We start from the raw sequence: 16,468 nt of genomic DNA, 5'->3' as shown, positions 1-16,468 counted from the left end.
CGCCGCATGTTCCCCGCCGACTTCGCCTACGTCCGCGCGCGCACCCTGGATGAGGCCCTCGACTTGCTGGACGAGGCACACGCCGCGGACCAGGAGGCGAAGCTCATCGCGGGCGGCCAGTCGCTGCTGCCCATGATGAAGCTCCGCCTGGCCGCCCCGCAGGTTCTCATCGACATCGCCGACCTCCCCGAGCTCAGGCGCGGCGGCTGGATGAGTTCGGTTGTCGGCGGCTCTTTCGGCGGTTCCATCGGGGCACTCAGCACCTACCGGCAGCTCGGCCGCGACGCGCTGCTCAACGGCGGGGTCATCCGGGGCCGTAACGAGAACGTCGCCCCGCACCGCGCCGAGGGGGTCCCGGCCATCACGGACGTGCTCACGGTCCTCGCCGACCCGCAGGTCCGCGCGCGGGGCACGATCGGGGGGGCGGTGGCCCACGGCGACCCGGCATCCGACCTCCCGGCGGTCCTACTGGCCCTGAACGCGGTGCTCACGATCGCCTCCCGCAAGGGCAGGCACCCCGAATCGCACCTGGGACCGTACACTCCCCGCCGCACCCGCAAGGAACCCTTGAACATCGGCAAGCGCGAGATCGCCCTCGACGACTTCCTCCAGGGCATCTACACCACGGACCTGGCCGACGACGAGATCATCACCCACATCAGGATCAGCCACCAGGGTGGCACTGCCAGCGCCTACGAGAAGTTCCCGCACCCGGCCAGCCACCTCCCGCTGGCGGGCGTCGCGGTCGTCCTCACCTACAAAGGAGGCCGGCTCACCGACTCGAACGGTCACGTCACGGACCTCGCCGACGGCAGCCTGGCCAGCGCCGCGATCGCTGTCACCGGAATCTCTCCGCGTCCTTACCGCGCCCGGGCGGCCGAGGCCCTGCTCAAGGACGCCTTCCCCACCCAAGAGACGCTGGCCGCCGCCGCGGCGCAGGTCACGACGGAGTCCCCGGGCTCTGCTAACCGTGTCAGCCTGCTAGGCGACCAGCACGCCAGCGCCGACTACCGTGCCCACCTGGCCGAAGTCCTCACCCGCCGTGCCCTGGCCAAGGCGATCGCCCGAGGAGGCCGGAGCTTATGACGCTCATCGGACGGCCGCTCACCCGCCGCGAGGACCCGCCGCTGCTCACCGGCCGCGGCCAGTACGTCGACGACGTGACGCCGCCGGGTACCCTGCACGCGTTCTTCGTCCGCTCCCCGCTGGCCCACGCCGCGATCACCGCCATCGACGTCACCGAGGCCCGCGCGGCAGCAGGGGTCGCCGCCGTATACACCGCCGCCGACCTGGCAGCGCTCGGCGTCGGCCCCCTCCCCGGCGGCGAGAACCTCCCGCCAGGCTCGCTCAACCCGGAACACCACGTGCTCGCGAGCGGCAAGGCGCTGTGGGCCGGGGAGCCGGTCGTCCTTGTCGTCGCCGACACGCCGGAGCGTGCCGCCGACGCCGCCGAACTTGTCGCCGTCGACTACGAGGACCTGCCCGCGGTCACCGTCGCGCTCGACGCCGCCGCCAACGGCGCACCGCTGCTGCACGAGGGCGCCACGAGCAACATCGCCTTCCGCAAGCGCCTCACCGCCGGCGACGCGGACGCCGCTTTCCAGGGTGCCGCGTTCCGGGTGAGACAGCGGATGACCAGCCAGCGCATCGCCCCGGTGGCGCTGGAGCCGCGCGGCGTCCTCGCCTACCCGGCGGACGACGGCCGGCTCACCGTCCGGCTGCCCACCCAGCGCCCGCACGGCTCACGCGACTGGCTCGCGAAGATCCTCGGCATGCAAGCGACAGAAATCCGCGTGCTCGCGGGCGATGTCGGCGGGGCGTTCGGCGCCAAGGGCCCCATCTATCCCGACCAGGTGGCGGTGATCGCCGCCGCGCGGGCACTGCACCGGCCGGTGAAGTGGATCGAGGAACGCAGCGAGTCGTTCACCGCGACCACCCACGGCCGCGACCAGGTGGCTGACCTGGAACTCGCCGCCGACGCCGCGGGGAACATCGTCGCGATGCGCGGCACCGTGCACGCCAGCTTCGGCGCGTATTTCACGCCGAACGCACCAGGCTCGCTACTCGGCCGCCTCGGCCCGATGCTCCCGCAGGGCTACCGCATCGAGCACTTCGACGTCGAGCTGATCGGCGTCTTCGCCAACACCACCCCGATCGGCCCGTACCGCGGCGCGGGCCGCCCGGAGGGCGCCTACTTCACCGAGCGCCTCGTCGACATGCTGGCCAGGGAGACCGGCCTCGACCCGGCCGAGATCAGGCGCCGCAACTTCATCCCGGCCAGCGCCTTCCCGTACACGACCTGCACCGGCCTCACCTATGAGAGCGGCGACTATCACGCGGGCCTAGACCTGCTTATGCAGAAGCTGGAATCGACCGCTTCATGCGCGCCCGATACACTCGCGCCTTTCGCATCGGGCGCGCAGCCGGGGGGTACGGGGGGGCGCTCCCCTAGGGGGCAAGCTCGGCCTACTCCTCCGGGCACGCTCGTTGGCCGGGGCATCGCGACATTCGTGGAGCCCGGCGGCATCGTGCCGCGCGTACCAGGCCCTGACGGCACGATCGGCGACCAGGCCACGGTCACCGTCGCCGCCGACGGCAAGGTCACGGTGGCCGTCGGCACGAGCGGTCACGGCCAGGGTCACGAGACCGCCTTCGCCCAGCTCGCCGCCGACCTGCTGGGCGTCGACTACGACGACGTGACGGTGGTGTTCGGCGACACGGACACGGCGCCGTTCGGCTACGGCACGTTCGGCTCCCGGTCCCTGGCGGCGGGCGGCACCGCGATACACAACGCCTGCCAGGCGGTGCTCGACGCGGCCCGCCGGGTGGACGCCCCGATGCCGGTCGCCGACGCGGCCGCCAGGCTCGGCGGCATCACCGCGAGCGGGTCAAGCGGCGCGCCGCAGGAGACCTACGCCTCGGGTGCGTACGGCTGCGAGGTCGCGGTCGACCCGGAGACCGGGCAGGTCACACTGCTGCGGGTGATCGCGGTCGACGACTGCGGCGTGCAGGTCAACCCGCTGCTCGTCGAGGGTCAGGTGCACGGCGCGGTCGCCCAGGGCGTCGGCCAAGCGCTGACCGAACAGGTGCTGTACGACGAGACGGGCCAGCCGATGTCCGCCTCGCTGATGGATTACGCGGTCCCGTTCGCCGAGACGCTGCCGAACATCGAGTCCTATTCGGTGGTGACCCCCTCGACCGTCAACCCGCTCGGCGTCAAGGGCATGGGCGAGTCCGGCACCATCGGCGTCACCCCGGCACTGGTCAACGCGGTCATGGACGCACTGTCCCCCTACGGCATCCGTCACCTGGACATGCCGCTGACCGCGGAGAAGGTCTGGCACGCGATCAACGAGACGGCGGGCAGGAGCGAGTAAGCCGAACACGTGTTGCATCCCTTTGTCCCTTGGATAGCCTCAAAGTCATGAGACTCCACGTCGGCACCGCGATGTGGACGTACGCCCCCTGGCAGGGCCGCTACCTGCCCGCCACGCTGCCGCCGCGCGAGCGGCTCGCCGCCTACGCGACGTGGTGCAACGCTGTCGAGGGCAACACCACCTTCTACGCGACGCCGGCCGTCGACGTGGTGCGGACCTGGGCCGCCCAGACGGACCCCGGCTTCCGGTTCGTGCTCAAGCTGCCGCGGGTCATCACCCACGAGCGCCGCCTGGCGGATGCCGACGAACCGTTGCACGCCTTCCTCGCCGCGATCGAGCCGCTCGGCGAGCGCGTGCACGCGCTGTGGATCCAGCTGCCGCCGTCGTTCGGCCCGGACGGCCTCGGTGCGCTCGCGGGCTTCCTCGCCCGCCTGCCGCGCGACCGCCAGTACTGCGCCGAGGTGCGGCACCCGGCGTTCTTGACCGACGCGCGGGCAGGCGAGCAGCTCGAACGGGTTCTGGGCGCCGTCGGCGCCGAATGGGTCCCCTTCGACACCACCGTCCTGTTCGACGGCCTGCCGGCCAGCGACGCCGAGCGTGAGGCGTGGCGCAACAAGCCGCGCGCGCCGCGCAGGACACGCGCACTCACCAGGCGGCCGATCGTCCGCTACATCGGCCGTGACGACCCGGCGCGCACCGCGGCGGGCTGGCAGCCGTGGGCCGACACGGTGGCCGCCTGGCTGCGCGAGGGCCGCTCACCGACGGTCTTCATCCACACCCCGGACAACGTGGACTCACTCGACCTGGCCCGCCGCTTCCACGCCGACGTGCGCGCTCGCGTGCCCGAGGTCGACCCGCTCCCCGAACCGCTGACTCCGCCGGCCACCCTCTTCTGATCCGCCGCCGCGAGGGCCGTTACCGGGCCGGCGCCGCGAGCGCAACCATACGGCCCGGGCCCGCAGCCGCGACAATAAGCCCGTATAACCCGCGGCCGGCGTGCTCCCTGGCCCCGTCGGGCCGGTAGTGGCGGTCCAGCTCGTTGGCGTAAGTCCGGCCGAGCTCATCGCCGTGCCTGGTGATCCAGTCGGTGAGGCTTTCCGTGCCGGTGGCGGGGGCGTCCGAGTCCGCGAGGCCGGCCTTCATGGACTCGTATTCCTCCCTGGTGAGCAGCACGTCGTGCAGCGCCGCGCCGAGCAGGGTCGCCAGCGGCGGCATCAGCCAGCCGGGGACCGGCGCGAGCAGCGACCCGCTGCCGGTCGCGGCGCGGATCGCGCCGGCCATCTCCCGGAAGGTCGGGGCCTCAGGTCCGACCGCATCGACCGTGACGTTGTCCTGCCGCGCGCCGAGCTCCACGAGCAGCCTGGCGAGGTCGTCGACGTGAATCGGGCGGACACGGTAGCGGCCGCCGTCCCCGATGCCGAAGACGGGCAGGTGGCGCAGCAGCCACGCGATGTTGTTGAGCAGGACGCTGGCAGAGACGCCCCGCTGAGCCGACGAGCCGAACAGGATCGCCGGGCGAGCGACGGCGTACGGCACGCCGCACGCCGCCAGGTGCTGCTCGACCTGGCCCTTCCCGCTGAAGTACGGGTACGGGGAGGCGGTGTCCGCGTGCAGGATCGAGACGTAGACGATGCGCTCGATGCCCGCGCGTTTCGCCGCGTCGAACAGGATCTTGCTGTTCGTCACCGCCGACTCCCTGGTGGCGCTGCCGTGCGGGAAGCGCACCCAGTACGTGCAGTACAGGGTGTGCGCGCCGGCCATGTCGCTGGCAAGCGCCTCCGGGTCGGCGAAGTCGAGCGGCCGGGTATCGATGCCTTCCGCCTCCGGTCCGCTGCGCGGATGCCCGGTCAGCGTCCGTACCTCGTGACCGGCCGCGCGCAGCTCTCGCGCGATGGCCGCTCCCGAGTAGCCGAACGCGCCTGTCACCACATCGGTCTGCATCAGCGTTCTCCCTTCTCCGTTGACCCGCCTGGGTCTTTGCGTGCCCGTGGGTCTTTCCGTCCGCGTAGACCCTTCCGCGAGCCGCCGGGATCCTTCGACGCCCCGCCCGGGTCTGACCGCGCCCCGCCCGCGTCCCTTCGCGTGCCGCCCGGGTCTGACCGCGTCCCACCCGCGTCCCTTCGCGTCCCGCCGAGGTCGAGCAAGCCGGCGAGCGGGCGCAGCCGGTCGAGCACGTCGCCGACCGCCCGGGCCCGGTCGAACAGGGCGAGCGCCGCCGCCCGGTCGCCGTCCAGGCTGGCAAGCATCTCCAGGCCGAGGATGCCGGCCACCACCGCGTGCGCCGCCTCCTCGGCGGGCAGCAGCGCGGCGACGGGGGAGGCCGCGAGCACGTCCCTGACCGCCGCCGCGGCGAAGTCCCGCCACGGCGCCAGGCAGGCCGCCACCCGCTCGCCGAGCCCGGGAACGGACTGCGCGCCGCTGATCATCTCGGTCAGCACCCGCACATGCCCCGCGTCGAGGTCCGCCTCGAACACGCTCCTCGCCGACGTGATCAGCTCGGCCAGCGTCCCCGTGCTGTCGAGCAGTTCGCGGTAGGCAGCCATCCGCCGCGCGCTGACCTCTTCGAGCGCCGCCACCAGGAGGTCATTGACCGAGCCGAAGTGGTAGAACACCAGCGCCTGGTTGGTGCCCGCCCGCTGCGCGATCCGCCGCGCGCTCGCGCCCGCGAACCCCGACTCGCGCAAGACGTCGATGGCCGCCTGGACAAGCACCGCCCGCGTATCGCCCGCCACCCCGCCTCCTTCCTCCGCTGCGTAACGCCTTGTTGAGCAACTGCTTTAAGCGACTGCTCAAAACTGAGCCTAACCCGCCCGCGCGGGCACCGTCAACGCGGCGCCACGGAGCAGGCGGCGGCAGTACCACTGCGGCGTCGGCCGGTCGCATGGCACGATTAGCGAGTTCGGATCAGCGCGGCAGAGCGGAGTATCGGCATGGCGAATGACGTGCGGCACGTCCTCTTCTACGACAGCGGCGACCTCTCACTCGCCGTGGAGCACTTCCCCGCACACCAGGCCAGGTACCAGGAATTCTTCCGTCGCGGCGTGCTGCTCACCCTCGGCCCGTTCTCCGACCGCGCCGGCTCGATGGCGATCTTCACCACTCGCGAGGCCGCGGAAGAGTTCGTCTCGGCCGACCCCTTCGTCCTGAACGGTGTCGTCAGCGGCTGGCAGATCCGCGAATGGAACGCGGCAAGCCCGGACTGACCAGCCTCGCCTCGTCCCGCTCGGCCTCTTCCCACCACTGCGCGCACGCGGTGCGCGCACCGTGCAGTGTGCTTGCCCGGCGACGCTCCTCCACGTCTGCTTAGCCGGTGACCACAATCTGCGTCTCTGCTTAACTGGCGACCACTCTTGCGTCCGATTCATGGCTTTTGTCGCACCGTCGGGTAAGCAAAGAGACTGCGTAACAATAACCCGTACGTTTTTGATGTTAGGGCGATGCCGTGGTCTTGGGCGTAGGCGGTGAGCTCCTGGAGGGTTTTCAGCTTCGGCCCGGCGGGTTCGGTGGGGTAGCCGGCCTGGACGAGGAGCGGCCAGGCGTGGTCCTGCGCGGTCTTGAGGGTGGTCGCGGAGACGTGGTAGAGGCTGGCGAGGGCGGCCGCTGGCTACGACGGTCTCATTTGGCCCCACCATGACGGCTCCATCTGGCCCCACTTGGCGGCATCGTGACGGTTGGATGTGGCCCCGTTTCAGACGGCACCGAGAAGAAAGGGCCAGGTCAGGGGTGGGGCCAAGTCAAGCCGACATACCGTCCCCGATGATCGGGGTGGGTCCACTTCAAGGCGTCATGGTGGGGCCAACTCAAGCCGTCCTAACCAGGCCGCGGATGCCTGGAAGCGGAGCCGCAGGACGGTGATGAGGGCCTGGTCGGCGAGGCTGAGGTGGATGGGCGGGGGTTCGCCGGCGGCGGCGTGCATCGCGGCGAGGAGCTGGTCCCATTGCGCCGGGTCCAGGCCGGTGAGGGCCGGGCGGGCCCAGGCGGCGGTGCCCGGCCCGGCCGGGGGCCGGGCGGAGGGCTCGGGGCGCAGGTTGTAGTTCCAGTCGCCGTGCCAGTCGTGGCGGGTTAGACATCCCAAGGGCTTAGATGTCAAGCTGCGAGGGGTTCGGTGTTTGCGGCGCCTGGCCAGGCGGTTGCCTCGTCGTAGCGGGTACCGGTCTTCAGGCAGCCGTGCAGGATGCCGACGAGGCGGTTGCTGAGCTGGCGGAGTGCGGAGTTGTAGCCGAGGCCGCGGGCGCGCTGCTTGTCGTAGTAGGCGCGGGCTCCTGGTGATGCGCTCAGCGCGGAGAGGGCCTGGGACTGCAGGGCGTCGGCTGGCCGGTCGTTGCGGATGAACCGTGCCAGGACGACCTTGCTGCGCCCGGATGCGCGGGTGATGGGGCTGGAGCCGGCGTAGTTCTTGCGGGCCTTGGCGGAGGCGTAGCGGCCGGGCGCGTCCCCGAACTCGGCGAGCACCCGGGAGCCGTTGACGGTACCGATGCCGGGCTGGGACAGGTAGACCTCAGCGTCCGGGTGCTGCAGAAAATGTGCCTCCACCTGGGCTTCCAGCTGCGCGATCTGCTCGTTGAGCACGGTCAGGACGGCGACGGCGGCCTGCACGGCCGCGGCGTAGGCGGCGGTGACCTGGGCGGGCTGGGCCAGCTGCGGGACGCGCAGCGCGTCCTTGATCGCGGCGGCCCTGGCGGGCACGTCGCGGCGGCGGGCCCGTCTCAGCGCGGCGCTGACCTGAGCGAGAGTCAGCTTCGCCGCGGCCGCCGGATCAGGGGCCCGGGCCAGCAGCTCCAGGGTGTCAGCGCCGGTCAGGCCCAGGCCGGCGAAGGCCGCCAGCGCGGCGGGGAAGAACTCCAGCAGCGCCGAGCGCAGCCGCAGGGTATGCCGGGTGCGTTCCCAGATCAGCGTCTGGTGCGCCCGGGCGACCACCTTGATCGCCTGCCCGGCGGCGGTGTCGGCAGCCACGGCACGCAGCTGGTGCCGCTCAGTGCGCACCATGTCGGCCAGGGCGTGCGCGTCGGCGGCATCGCTCTTGGCCCCGGACAGGTTGTAGCGTTCCTTGAACCGCGCGACCTGCTTGGGGTTGAGCCCGTACACCTGGTAGCCGGCCGCGGTCAGTGCCTGCACCCACAGTCCCCGGTCGGTCTCGATCGCCACGACCACCTCGCCGGGATCGCCGTCCTGGCCCAGGTGCGCGGCGATCAGCTCATGCAGCCGGGCGATCCCGGCCGCGCCTTCCGGCAGCCGCCGGGCGGCCAGCTTGCGGCCCGTCTCGTCCTGGATCTCCACATCGTGGTGATCCTCGGCCCAGTCATCCCCGACGAACAGCAACGTCTCAGTTCTCCTCGCATCACGACCACGAAACGACCGGCCACGGCAGCCTGCGGGAGAACGGCTCGCACCCTAATGGATCAGTGCTCACGCCGCGAACGGCGGGCACGACAGCCCAACAGCGGTCATGTCTCCCGGACTCACTGGCAGGGGCACGGTCTAACCCTAGGACTCACGTGCTCCTGGGGGTGTGCAGTGCTCACCCGCCAGCGGCTGCCGGACCGAGTCTGCACCCCTGCGAACTCCCGCTCCTCACGGGGCTGGTGTTCTACGCGGGACTGACCCGGCTAACTCCCATTAGGGGGAGGGCGTCCATCTCGGCGTCGCTGACCTTGACCCCGGTGGGGTAGCTGCCGGGGTCGAGCTCGGCGTGGACGGTCAGCCCGGTGCGGGTGGTGGTGGCGGCGATGGACTCGACTACGACTTCGTGGCTGGTCAGGGGCCGGCCGCGCCAGTTCATGGTGATGCAGGAGAACAGGCGGTGCTCGATCTTGTTCCACTTGGAGGTGCCGGGCGGGAAGTGGCAGACGGTGATCTCCAGGCCCGTTTCCAGGGCGAGGGCGGCCAGGCCCGTCTTCCAGGCCCGCGACCGGTAGCCGTTGGCGCCGCCGGCGTCAGCGGTGATCAGCAGCCGCCCGGCGGCGGGGTAGTCCGCCCGGCCGCGGGTGTTCCACCAGCGGCGGATGGTCTCCACGGCGAACGCGGCGGTGTCATGGTCGGTGCCGACGCTGACCCAGCCGGCGTTCGCGGCAAGGTCGTATATGCCGTAGGGGATCGCCTTGCCGTCGCCCTCGGAGGCGAAGTCGTGGTCGCGGACCCGCGCCGGGGAGCCGGCGGGCCGCCACTGGCGGCCGGCGTTGCCGAACTCCCCGACCAGCTCCTTCTTCTTGGCGTCCACGCTGACCACCGGGTCGCCGGCCGCCTGGAACACCGCGGCCTGGCCGTTGATGTAGCGGAACTGGGCGTCCCGGTCCGGGTGCGAGCTTCCCTCGATGACCTTGGCGTTGCCCTGCAGGCTGAACCCCTGCCCGCGCAGCAGGTCTCCGACCGTGCCCGGCGACACCTTGTGACCCTGCGCGGACAGCTCGGCCGCCAGGGTGCGGGTCGACTTGACCGTCCACCGCAGCGGCGAGGCGGGATCGCCGCGCTCTTCCGGCTCGACCAGGGCCAGCAGCGCCGGGACGAGGCCAGGGTCCAGGTCGGCGGACCGCTTGCGCCCGCCGCCCGGACGGCGGGCCCGCCCCGGGGGCAGCGCTTCGCCTTCCAGATCGCTGACGCCCAGCGACACCGTCGCCTCGCGGACGCCGGCGGCCCGGGCCACCATCCGGATCCCCCCGTGCCCCAGCGCCCGCGCCTCGACTCCCAGCAGCAGCCGCCGCTGTCGCTCGTCCAGCTGCGGCAAGATCGACCCGAACTTCGCCGCCAGCATCTCCACCGTGATCATCTTCGGAGCCACGGAACACAGCATGCCAGACCCGGAAACCCACGGGTTATTGTTACGCAGTCCCAAAGACGCGCTATGCCGATCACCAGGTCGGCAAAGTCGCGCTTGAGGGGGTCCCAGCTCAGCAAGGCCTCCCGGTGCGGGGCCGCCGGCTCCGCACGGTCGGTCCTGCCTAACTGATCAAGGGGATGTCAGCCGCGCAACCGGAGACCGCGAGGCGTGTGCCGGAAGCCGGCTGCCTCGAGCGCCCGGGTCAGCGGTGAGTCGAGGACGACCATGCCGCCGTCCGCCTTCTCCACCGTGATCCGGCCGAGCGCGCCGTCCCTGACGGCGGTGGCCAGCGCCTTGGCGCACGGCTCGAGCGCGACTGGGTTGTCGGTCCAGGACAGCAGCGTCTTGCCGCCGCGCTCGACATAGAGCACGAGTTCGCCGCCGAACAGCACGGCGACGGCGCCCGCCTTCCGTCCGGGCCGGTGCGATGTCGCAGTCTCCTCGGGGCGGGCCGGCCAGCTAAGCGCCGCGCCGTAGGGCTGCGCCGGATCGGCCGCGGCGAGCACAACGGCCCGCCGTGGATCGTCTGCCGACGCCGTACCGCCGGGCGCACCGGGGAACGTGCCACCGCCCGGTGAGCCGCCAGGGCCAGCGGCCCCGCCGCCAGTGCCGCCGCCGGCGAGGCCATCACGATTAAGCAGGTCGCCCGCGAGCGCCCGCATCCGGTCCACCGCGCCAGGCAGCGCGAACTGCGCACCGCCGAGTCCCTCCACGAAGTACCCGCGGCGGCACTGGCCGGTCTCCTCCATGGCCCGCAGCACCGGGTACACCGCGGCGAAGCCGCCGGGTATCCGCTCGGCGGCGACCGCGCCCCTGGTCACCACGCCGTGCCGTTCGAGCAGGGTCAGCGCGAGCGCGTGCGCTCGCATGGTGACCGCTCCCGGATCCGAAGCCTCGCGGCGCACGTCGCCGTCCGCCCCAGGCAAATCAGGCAGGCCGTATCGCTCGGGCAGCAGCGACCACCGGCCGGACACGGTCGGCGGCCCGGTACGCGTCGGCATGGCCGCGCGCCGCGACCCGCGCCCGTAGCCGCCCGCGCCGCGGTATCCGCCGAACCCGCCGCCGCGCGAAGAGGGCCGCGGGTTGAATACGCCAGAAGCGGGCCGCCGCGCCCCGTAACCGGCCGAACCGTATCCGGCGGAACCGTATCCGGCCGAACCGTAGCCAGCCGAACCGGCCCCGGACCCGCCCGCTCCATCGCGCCCGCCCGCGCCGCCAGACCCAGAATCGGCGTCGCCAGGCAAAGCACCGTCCCCGCCGCGCTCACCAAGTTCCGCCGCCCAGCTCGACCCCATTCCGGTGGTCCGCCGGGGCCCCGCGGGACGCCGGACGGCGGCGCCGCCCGAGGTCACCACCCGCAGCGGCGCCAGCGTGTCGTTGCTGACCAGGCCCGCCCAGGCGAGGTCCCACACCGCGGCAACCAGGTCGTCGTCGTCGGCCGGATGCCCGTCGAGTACCGCGGCGACCCGGTCGCTCAGCATGCGGAAGAACATACCGCCGCCCCCGGCGAGCGCGGTGAGCACCGCACCGTGCAGCGGCGTCATGGTCAGCTCGCCTGGCTCGGGCAGCAGCAGCGGCGCCGACTCGGCGAGCGCGAGCACCACCCAGCCGTCCCCGCTGCCGACCGTCCCCGCCCCGGCCCAGACCACCTCGCCCGCCGAGGTGAGCTCGTCGAGCAGCGCGGGGGAGTAGCCGGGCACCCGCCCGGGCAGCACCAGCGTCTCGAGCGCGGACGCGGGCACCGGGGCACCCGCCAGCCTTTCGATCGCCTCAAGCACCGCGCCAGCGGTCGCCCGCCGCGCGCGAGCTGCGCCGATCCCGTGCCACGCGGGCAAGAAGCGGCCGAGCACCGCGGGCGGCACCGGCTCGGCCTCCTTGCGCAGCCGGGCCAGGCAGCGACGGCGGAGCATGCGCAGCACACCGCTGTCGCACCACTGCGTGCCGTGCCTGGAGGCGAGGAACTCGCCCTCGGCGACCCGGCCGTCGGCCGCGAGCCGCCGCAGGGTCATCCCGACCACGGCGATGCCGAGCCCGTACCGCTCGGCGAGATCCGCCGCGAGGAACGGCCCGTGCGTCCGCGCCCAGCGCGCCACCAGGTCACCGACGGGATCGGGCAGCAGCTCGGTAAACGCCTCGGGCACGCCGACGGGCAGCGCCACGCCGAGCGCGTCGCGCAGCCGCCCCGCGTCCTCGATGGCGGCCCACATCGGCTGCCCGGCCACTCGCACCGCGATGGCTCGCCGCGCGGCGGCGAGCTCGTCGAGCCATGAAGCGGAGGCCGGTCCGACGACGCATCGCGCGGCAACCTCATCGGCGGTCAGCGGCCCCGACGTCCGCAGCAGGTCGGCGACGGCCTCCGCGTCGCGGCACTGCCGCGACGGCGACAAGTGCTGCAGGTCGGCCTCTGCCTCCGCCACCACGGAGGGGTCGAGCATCTCCCGCAGCGCCTCGGTGCCGAGCAGCTCCGCGAGCAGCGCCGGGTCGAGCGCCAGCGCCTGCGCCCGCCGCTCGGCGAGCGGCGCGTCCCCCTCGTACATGAACGCGCCCACGTACCTGAAGAGCAAGTTCTTACCGAACGGGCTCGGCGTGGACGTCTCCACCTCGACGATCCTGATCCGCCTGGCGGCCAGGTCACGCAGCACCTCGGTCAGCGCGGGCACGTCGAACACGTCCTGGAGGCACTCCCTGACCGTCTCAAGCGTGATCGGGAAGCCGGGGAACTGCGCGGCGATCTCCAGGAGCTGCGCGGACCGCTGCCGCTGCTGCCAAAGCGGCGTCCTGCGGCCTGGCTGGCGCCGGGGCAGCAGCAGCGCCCGCGCGGCGCACTCGCGGAACCGGGAGGCGAACAGCGCGGAGCCGCCCACCTCGGCGGTGATGATGTCGCCGATCTCATCGGGGTCGAGCAGCGCGATCCCGGCGGGCGGCGGCTCGTCGGAGTCGGGGACCCTGATGATGATCCCGTCGTCGGTGTGCAGCGCCTGCACGTCCATACCGCCGTACCGCTCGCGCAGCCGCGCGCTGATCGCCAGCGCCCACGGCGCGTGCACCCGGTCGCCATAGGGTGAGTGCAGCACGACGCGCCAGTCGCCGAGCTCGTCGCGGAACCGCTCGACGACAAGCGTCCTGTCATCGGGCACCTGCCCGGTCGCCTGCCGCTGGTCGTCAAGGTAGGACACGAGGTTCTGCGCGGCGAGCGGGTCGAGCCCGCTGTCGGTGAGCGACGCCACCGCCGCGTCGGACGTCATCGCGGCGAGCGAGCGCAGCTTCGCGCCGATCGCCTTGCCGAGCTCCGCGGGCCGCCCCGGCGTGTCACCATGCCAGAACGGCAGCTTGCCGGGCTGGCCGGGCGCGGGCAGCACCAGCACCCGGTCCGGCGTGATGTCCTCGATCCGCCACGACGAGGCGCCGAGCACGAACACGTCGCCGACGCGCGACTCATACACCATCTCCTCGTCGAGCTCGCCCACCCGCCGCGGCGCCTTCGCCGACTCCTGCGACGCGGGCAGGAACACGCCGAAGTACCCGCGGTCGGGGATCGTGCCGCCGCTGGTCACGGCCAGCTTCTGCGCCCCCGGCCGCCCGTGGATGACGCCCGCGACCCGGTCCCACACGACCCGCGGCTTCAGCCCGGCGAACTCCTCGCCCGGATACCGCCCGGCCAGCATGTCGAGCACCGCCTCGAGCACGGCCCTGGTCAGCGTCGCGAACGGCGCGGACCGCCGGATCACGGCTTCGAGCTCATCGACCGCCCAGTCGTCGAGCGCGGTCATCGCGACGACCTGCTGCGCGAGCACGTCGAGCGGATTGCGCGGAATGCGCAGCTCCTCGATCGCACCGGACTGCATCCGGTCGGCGACCACGGCGGCCTGCACCAGGTCGGCCGCGTACTTGGGGAAGATCACGCCACGGGAGATGTCGCCGACGTTGTGCCCGGCGCGGCCCACGCGCTGCAGCCCGCTGGCCACCGAGGGCGGCGACTCCACCTGGATGACCAGGTCTACCGCGCCCATGTCGATGCCGAGCTCGAGGCTTGAGGTGGCGACGACGGCGGGCAGCCGCCCCGCCTTCAGCGCCTCCTCGATCTCGCTGCGCTCCTGCCGGGACACCGAGCCATGGTGCGCCCGTGCGACGACGACGGTCCCGTCACCGGACCCGGTGCCCACGTCATAGCTGCCGCCGGCGCCCTGCGGCAGGAACCCGCCGCCCATCGCGCTCGACTTGCCGGTGCCTTCGGCCTGCGGCGCGCCTTCGCCGCCAGCCGCCACAAATGCCCGCTCCGCAGCCAGCTCGTTGAGCCGCCCGCACAACCGCTCCGCGAGGCGCCGCGAGTTGGCGAACACGATCGTGGACCGGTGCGCCTGAATGAGGTCGAGCACCCGCTCCTCGACGTGCGGCCAGATAGACCGCCTCGGCACCGGATCATCACCGGTGAACCCGCCAGGCCCGCCAGGCAGCCCCCCAAGCCCGCCAGGGCCTCCCGGAGCCCCGGCGCCCGGCACCGGTGCCATATCCGACAGGTCGCGCATGTCCTCCACGGGCACGACGACCTCGAGCTCGATCCGCTTCGAGCTGGCCGGCTGCACGACAGTCACCGGCCGCGAGCCGCCAAGGAACGTGGCCACCTCGGATGGCGGCCGAACAGTCGCGGAAAGTCCCACCCGCTGCGCCCGCGCAGCGGCACCGGCGCCGGCTGATGGCCCGCGCAGCGCGTCCAGCCGCTCGAGCGACAGCGCCAGGTGCGCGCCCCGCTTGGTCCCCGCCACCGCGTGGATCTCGTCCACGATGACCGTCTCCACGCCGCGCAGGGTCTCCCGTGCCTGCGACGTGAGGATGAGGAACAGCGACTCGGGCGTAGTGATCAGGATGTCCGGCGGCCGGGTCGCGAGCTTGCGCCGTTCCTCTGTCGCGGTGTCGCCGGTCCGCACCGCGACCTGAATGTCCGGGTCGGGCAGCCCGAGCCGGTGCGCCGCCTGCCTGATGCCGGTCAGCGGCGAGCGCAGGTTCCGCTCGATGTCCACGGCGAGCGCCTTCAGCGGCGACACGTAGAGCACGCGGGTGCGCCGCTTGCGATCTGCGGGCGGCGGCGTGCTTGACAGCCTGTCGATCGCCCACAGGAACGCCGCCAGCGTCTTGCCGGAGCCGGTAGGCGCGATGACCAGGGTGTCTTCACCCTTGCCGATCGCACGCCAGGCCTGCGCCTGGGCCTGGGTGGGCACGGCGAAGGCGCCATCGAACCACGCCCGCGTCGCAGTCGAGAACCCGTCAAGCGCCTGCGCGCTGCTGACCGGCTCGGCGTTTACCGGATCGGTGCCGCTCGGCCCTTCTGCTGCCATCCATCCAGTCTGCCCCCGCCGGCCGACATTCCGGTCCCGGCGCCGCCGCCCGGCCCACGTCAAGCGCCAGCACGCGCAGCACACGCACAACGAACCCGCCGGCCCATGGCCCCCAGAAAACACTCTCAGGTAACTTTGTCAGACATGATCCGGCGGGACATCGACGTCCTCCAGCGGCGCCGCGTGGCGGCGCCCATCGCGGCAGCGGCACTGGCCGTGCTGCTCACCGTTCTCGCCGGCTGCTCGGCATCATCCAGCCCCCAGGCATCCGCCACCAGGACGGCAACGCGTTCGGTGAGCCCGGCGCCCAGCCAGGCCACCGCCCTGCAGCGCGCGACACCGACGGCGCCGCTCACCCCGACCCCGACACCCACGCCCACCCCGGCGCGACCCTCCGCGCTGCCCGTCGCACCGCCGGATGCCGGGAGCAAGCCGCAGACCACGGTCCAGCCGAAGACCTCAAGCCATGCGTTCAAGAACGCCGTGCACGACATCTGGCTGGCCGTCACCACGGGCGATCCGAAGTACGCGCTGCCCGCCTTCTTTCCTGAGAAGGCCTACGCGCAGGTCAAGGCCATCGCCGATCCCGATTCCGACTGGGAGAACCGGCTCTGGCTCGACTTCACGCTCGACCTCGCCGCCGCGCACAAGCTGGTCAAACCGGGCGCCCGGCTCACCGAGGTCAACGTCGCGCCGCAGTACTTCCAGTGGATTCCGCCCGGCGCCTGCTACAACAGCGTGGGGTACTGGCACGCACCGGGATCACGAGTCGTGTACAAGGAAGGCGGAGTCACGCACTCGTTCGGTATAGCTTCCTTCATCTCCTGGCGCGGCGACTGGTACCTCATCCACTTCGGCGCGGTGGTGCGCGACGGCGCGTACGGCATCGTCGACGACCCGGAGGTCGGCCCCGGCGTCACCGGCCCGCCCGGCAACTGCTAGCG

Annotated in this window: 10 protein-coding genes and 1 pseudogene; 5 read left to right on the top strand and 6 right to left on the bottom strand. The window is 72.3% G+C overall.

All coding sequences use genetic code 11. From position 1 onward, the window contains the following. Positions 1–6: 6 nt before the first annotated feature. From EAS64_RS01310 to EAS64_RS01300, 3 genes are read left to right on the top strand one after another with little or no spacing between them, the layout of a single operon-like run. Positions 7–1,086 carry an FAD binding domain-containing protein gene (locus EAS64_RS01310; protein ID WP_145850871.1) on the top strand — a complete coding sequence of 360 codons (1,080 nt, stop codon included), beginning with the start codon at positions 7–9 and terminating at the stop codon, positions 1,084–1,086. Then, positions 1,083–3,377: a xanthine dehydrogenase family protein molybdopterin-binding subunit gene (locus tag EAS64_RS01305; RefSeq protein WP_145850870.1), complete on the top strand. Its 2,295-nt coding sequence runs from the start codon at positions 1,083–1,085 to the stop codon at positions 3,375–3,377. The genes EAS64_RS01310 and EAS64_RS01305 overlap by 4 nt, the downstream gene beginning before the upstream one ends. A 47-nt stretch (positions 3,378–3,424) precedes the next feature. Next, a complete protein-coding gene (locus tag EAS64_RS01300) occupies positions 3,425–4,273 on the top strand; it encodes a DUF72 domain-containing protein (RefSeq protein WP_145850869.1) in 849 nt (282 codons plus the stop codon). A gap of 19 nt (positions 4,274–4,292) precedes the next feature. Here the strand turns inward: EAS64_RS01300 and EAS64_RS01295 are convergent, their stop codons facing one another. Together EAS64_RS01295 and EAS64_RS01290 are read right to left on the bottom strand one after the other, a co-directional pair. Beyond that, positions 4,293–5,318, bottom strand: a complete 1,026-nt coding sequence (locus tag EAS64_RS01295) for an SDR family oxidoreductase (RefSeq protein ID WP_145850868.1) — start codon at positions 5,316–5,318, stop codon at positions 4,293–4,295. Continuing rightward, positions 5,318–6,109 carry a TetR/AcrR family transcriptional regulator gene (locus EAS64_RS01290; RefSeq protein ID WP_145850867.1) on the bottom strand — a complete coding sequence of 264 codons (792 nt, stop codon included), beginning with the start codon at positions 6,107–6,109 and terminating at the stop codon, positions 5,318–5,320. The genes EAS64_RS01295 and EAS64_RS01290 overlap by 1 nt, the downstream gene beginning before the upstream one ends. 198 nt (positions 6,110–6,307) lie before the next feature. Between EAS64_RS01290 and EAS64_RS01285 the strand changes: the two genes are divergently transcribed. Then, positions 6,308–6,580, top strand: coding sequence for a YciI family protein (locus tag EAS64_RS01285; protein WP_187365609.1), 273 nt, complete (start codon positions 6,308–6,310; stop codon positions 6,578–6,580). Positions 6,581–7,161: 581 nt separating this feature from the next. On the opposite strand, the gene EAS64_RS01280 is transcribed toward EAS64_RS01285, so the two are convergent. The 4 genes and pseudogenes from EAS64_RS01280 to EAS64_RS01265 form a co-directional block, all read right to left on the bottom strand. Beyond that, entirely contained in the window at positions 7,162–7,452 is a 291-nt protein-coding gene (locus tag EAS64_RS01280; RefSeq protein WP_145850866.1) for a hypothetical protein, read from the bottom strand. An 11-nt stretch (positions 7,453–7,463) separates the two neighbouring features. Then, positions 7,464–8,696, bottom strand: a complete 1,233-nt coding sequence (locus tag EAS64_RS01275; RefSeq protein WP_145850865.1) for an IS110 family RNA-guided transposase — start codon at positions 8,694–8,696, stop codon at positions 7,464–7,466. 298 nt (positions 8,697–8,994) lie between these two features. Then, a pseudogene (locus EAS64_RS01270) lies at positions 8,995–10,125 on the bottom strand (ISAzo13 family transposase); the annotation flags it as partial. 206 nt (positions 10,126–10,331) lie between these two features. Then, the gene (locus EAS64_RS01265; protein ID WP_145850864.1) at positions 10,332–15,524 is read right to left on the bottom strand and encodes an Lhr family helicase; all 5,193 of its coding nucleotides are present in this window, start codon (positions 15,522–15,524) and stop codon (positions 10,332–10,334) included. Between the two features lie 144 nt (positions 15,525–15,668). Here EAS64_RS01265 and EAS64_RS01260 point away from each other — a divergent pair, with 144 nt between their 5' ends. Further along, entirely contained in the window at positions 15,669–16,466 is a 798-nt protein-coding gene (locus tag EAS64_RS01260) for a hypothetical protein (protein WP_145850863.1), read from the top strand. Positions 16,467–16,468: the final 2 nt, after the last annotated feature.

The sequence above is a fragment of the Trebonia kvetii genome (assembly GCF_007827045.1).
GTDB classification, from domain to species: domain Bacteria; phylum Actinomycetota; class Actinomycetes; order Streptosporangiales; family Streptosporangiaceae; genus Trebonia; species Trebonia kvetii.
The sequence above is the reverse complement of the archived record's forward strand: the minus strand, read 5'-3'. Positions and strand labels throughout refer to the sequence as shown.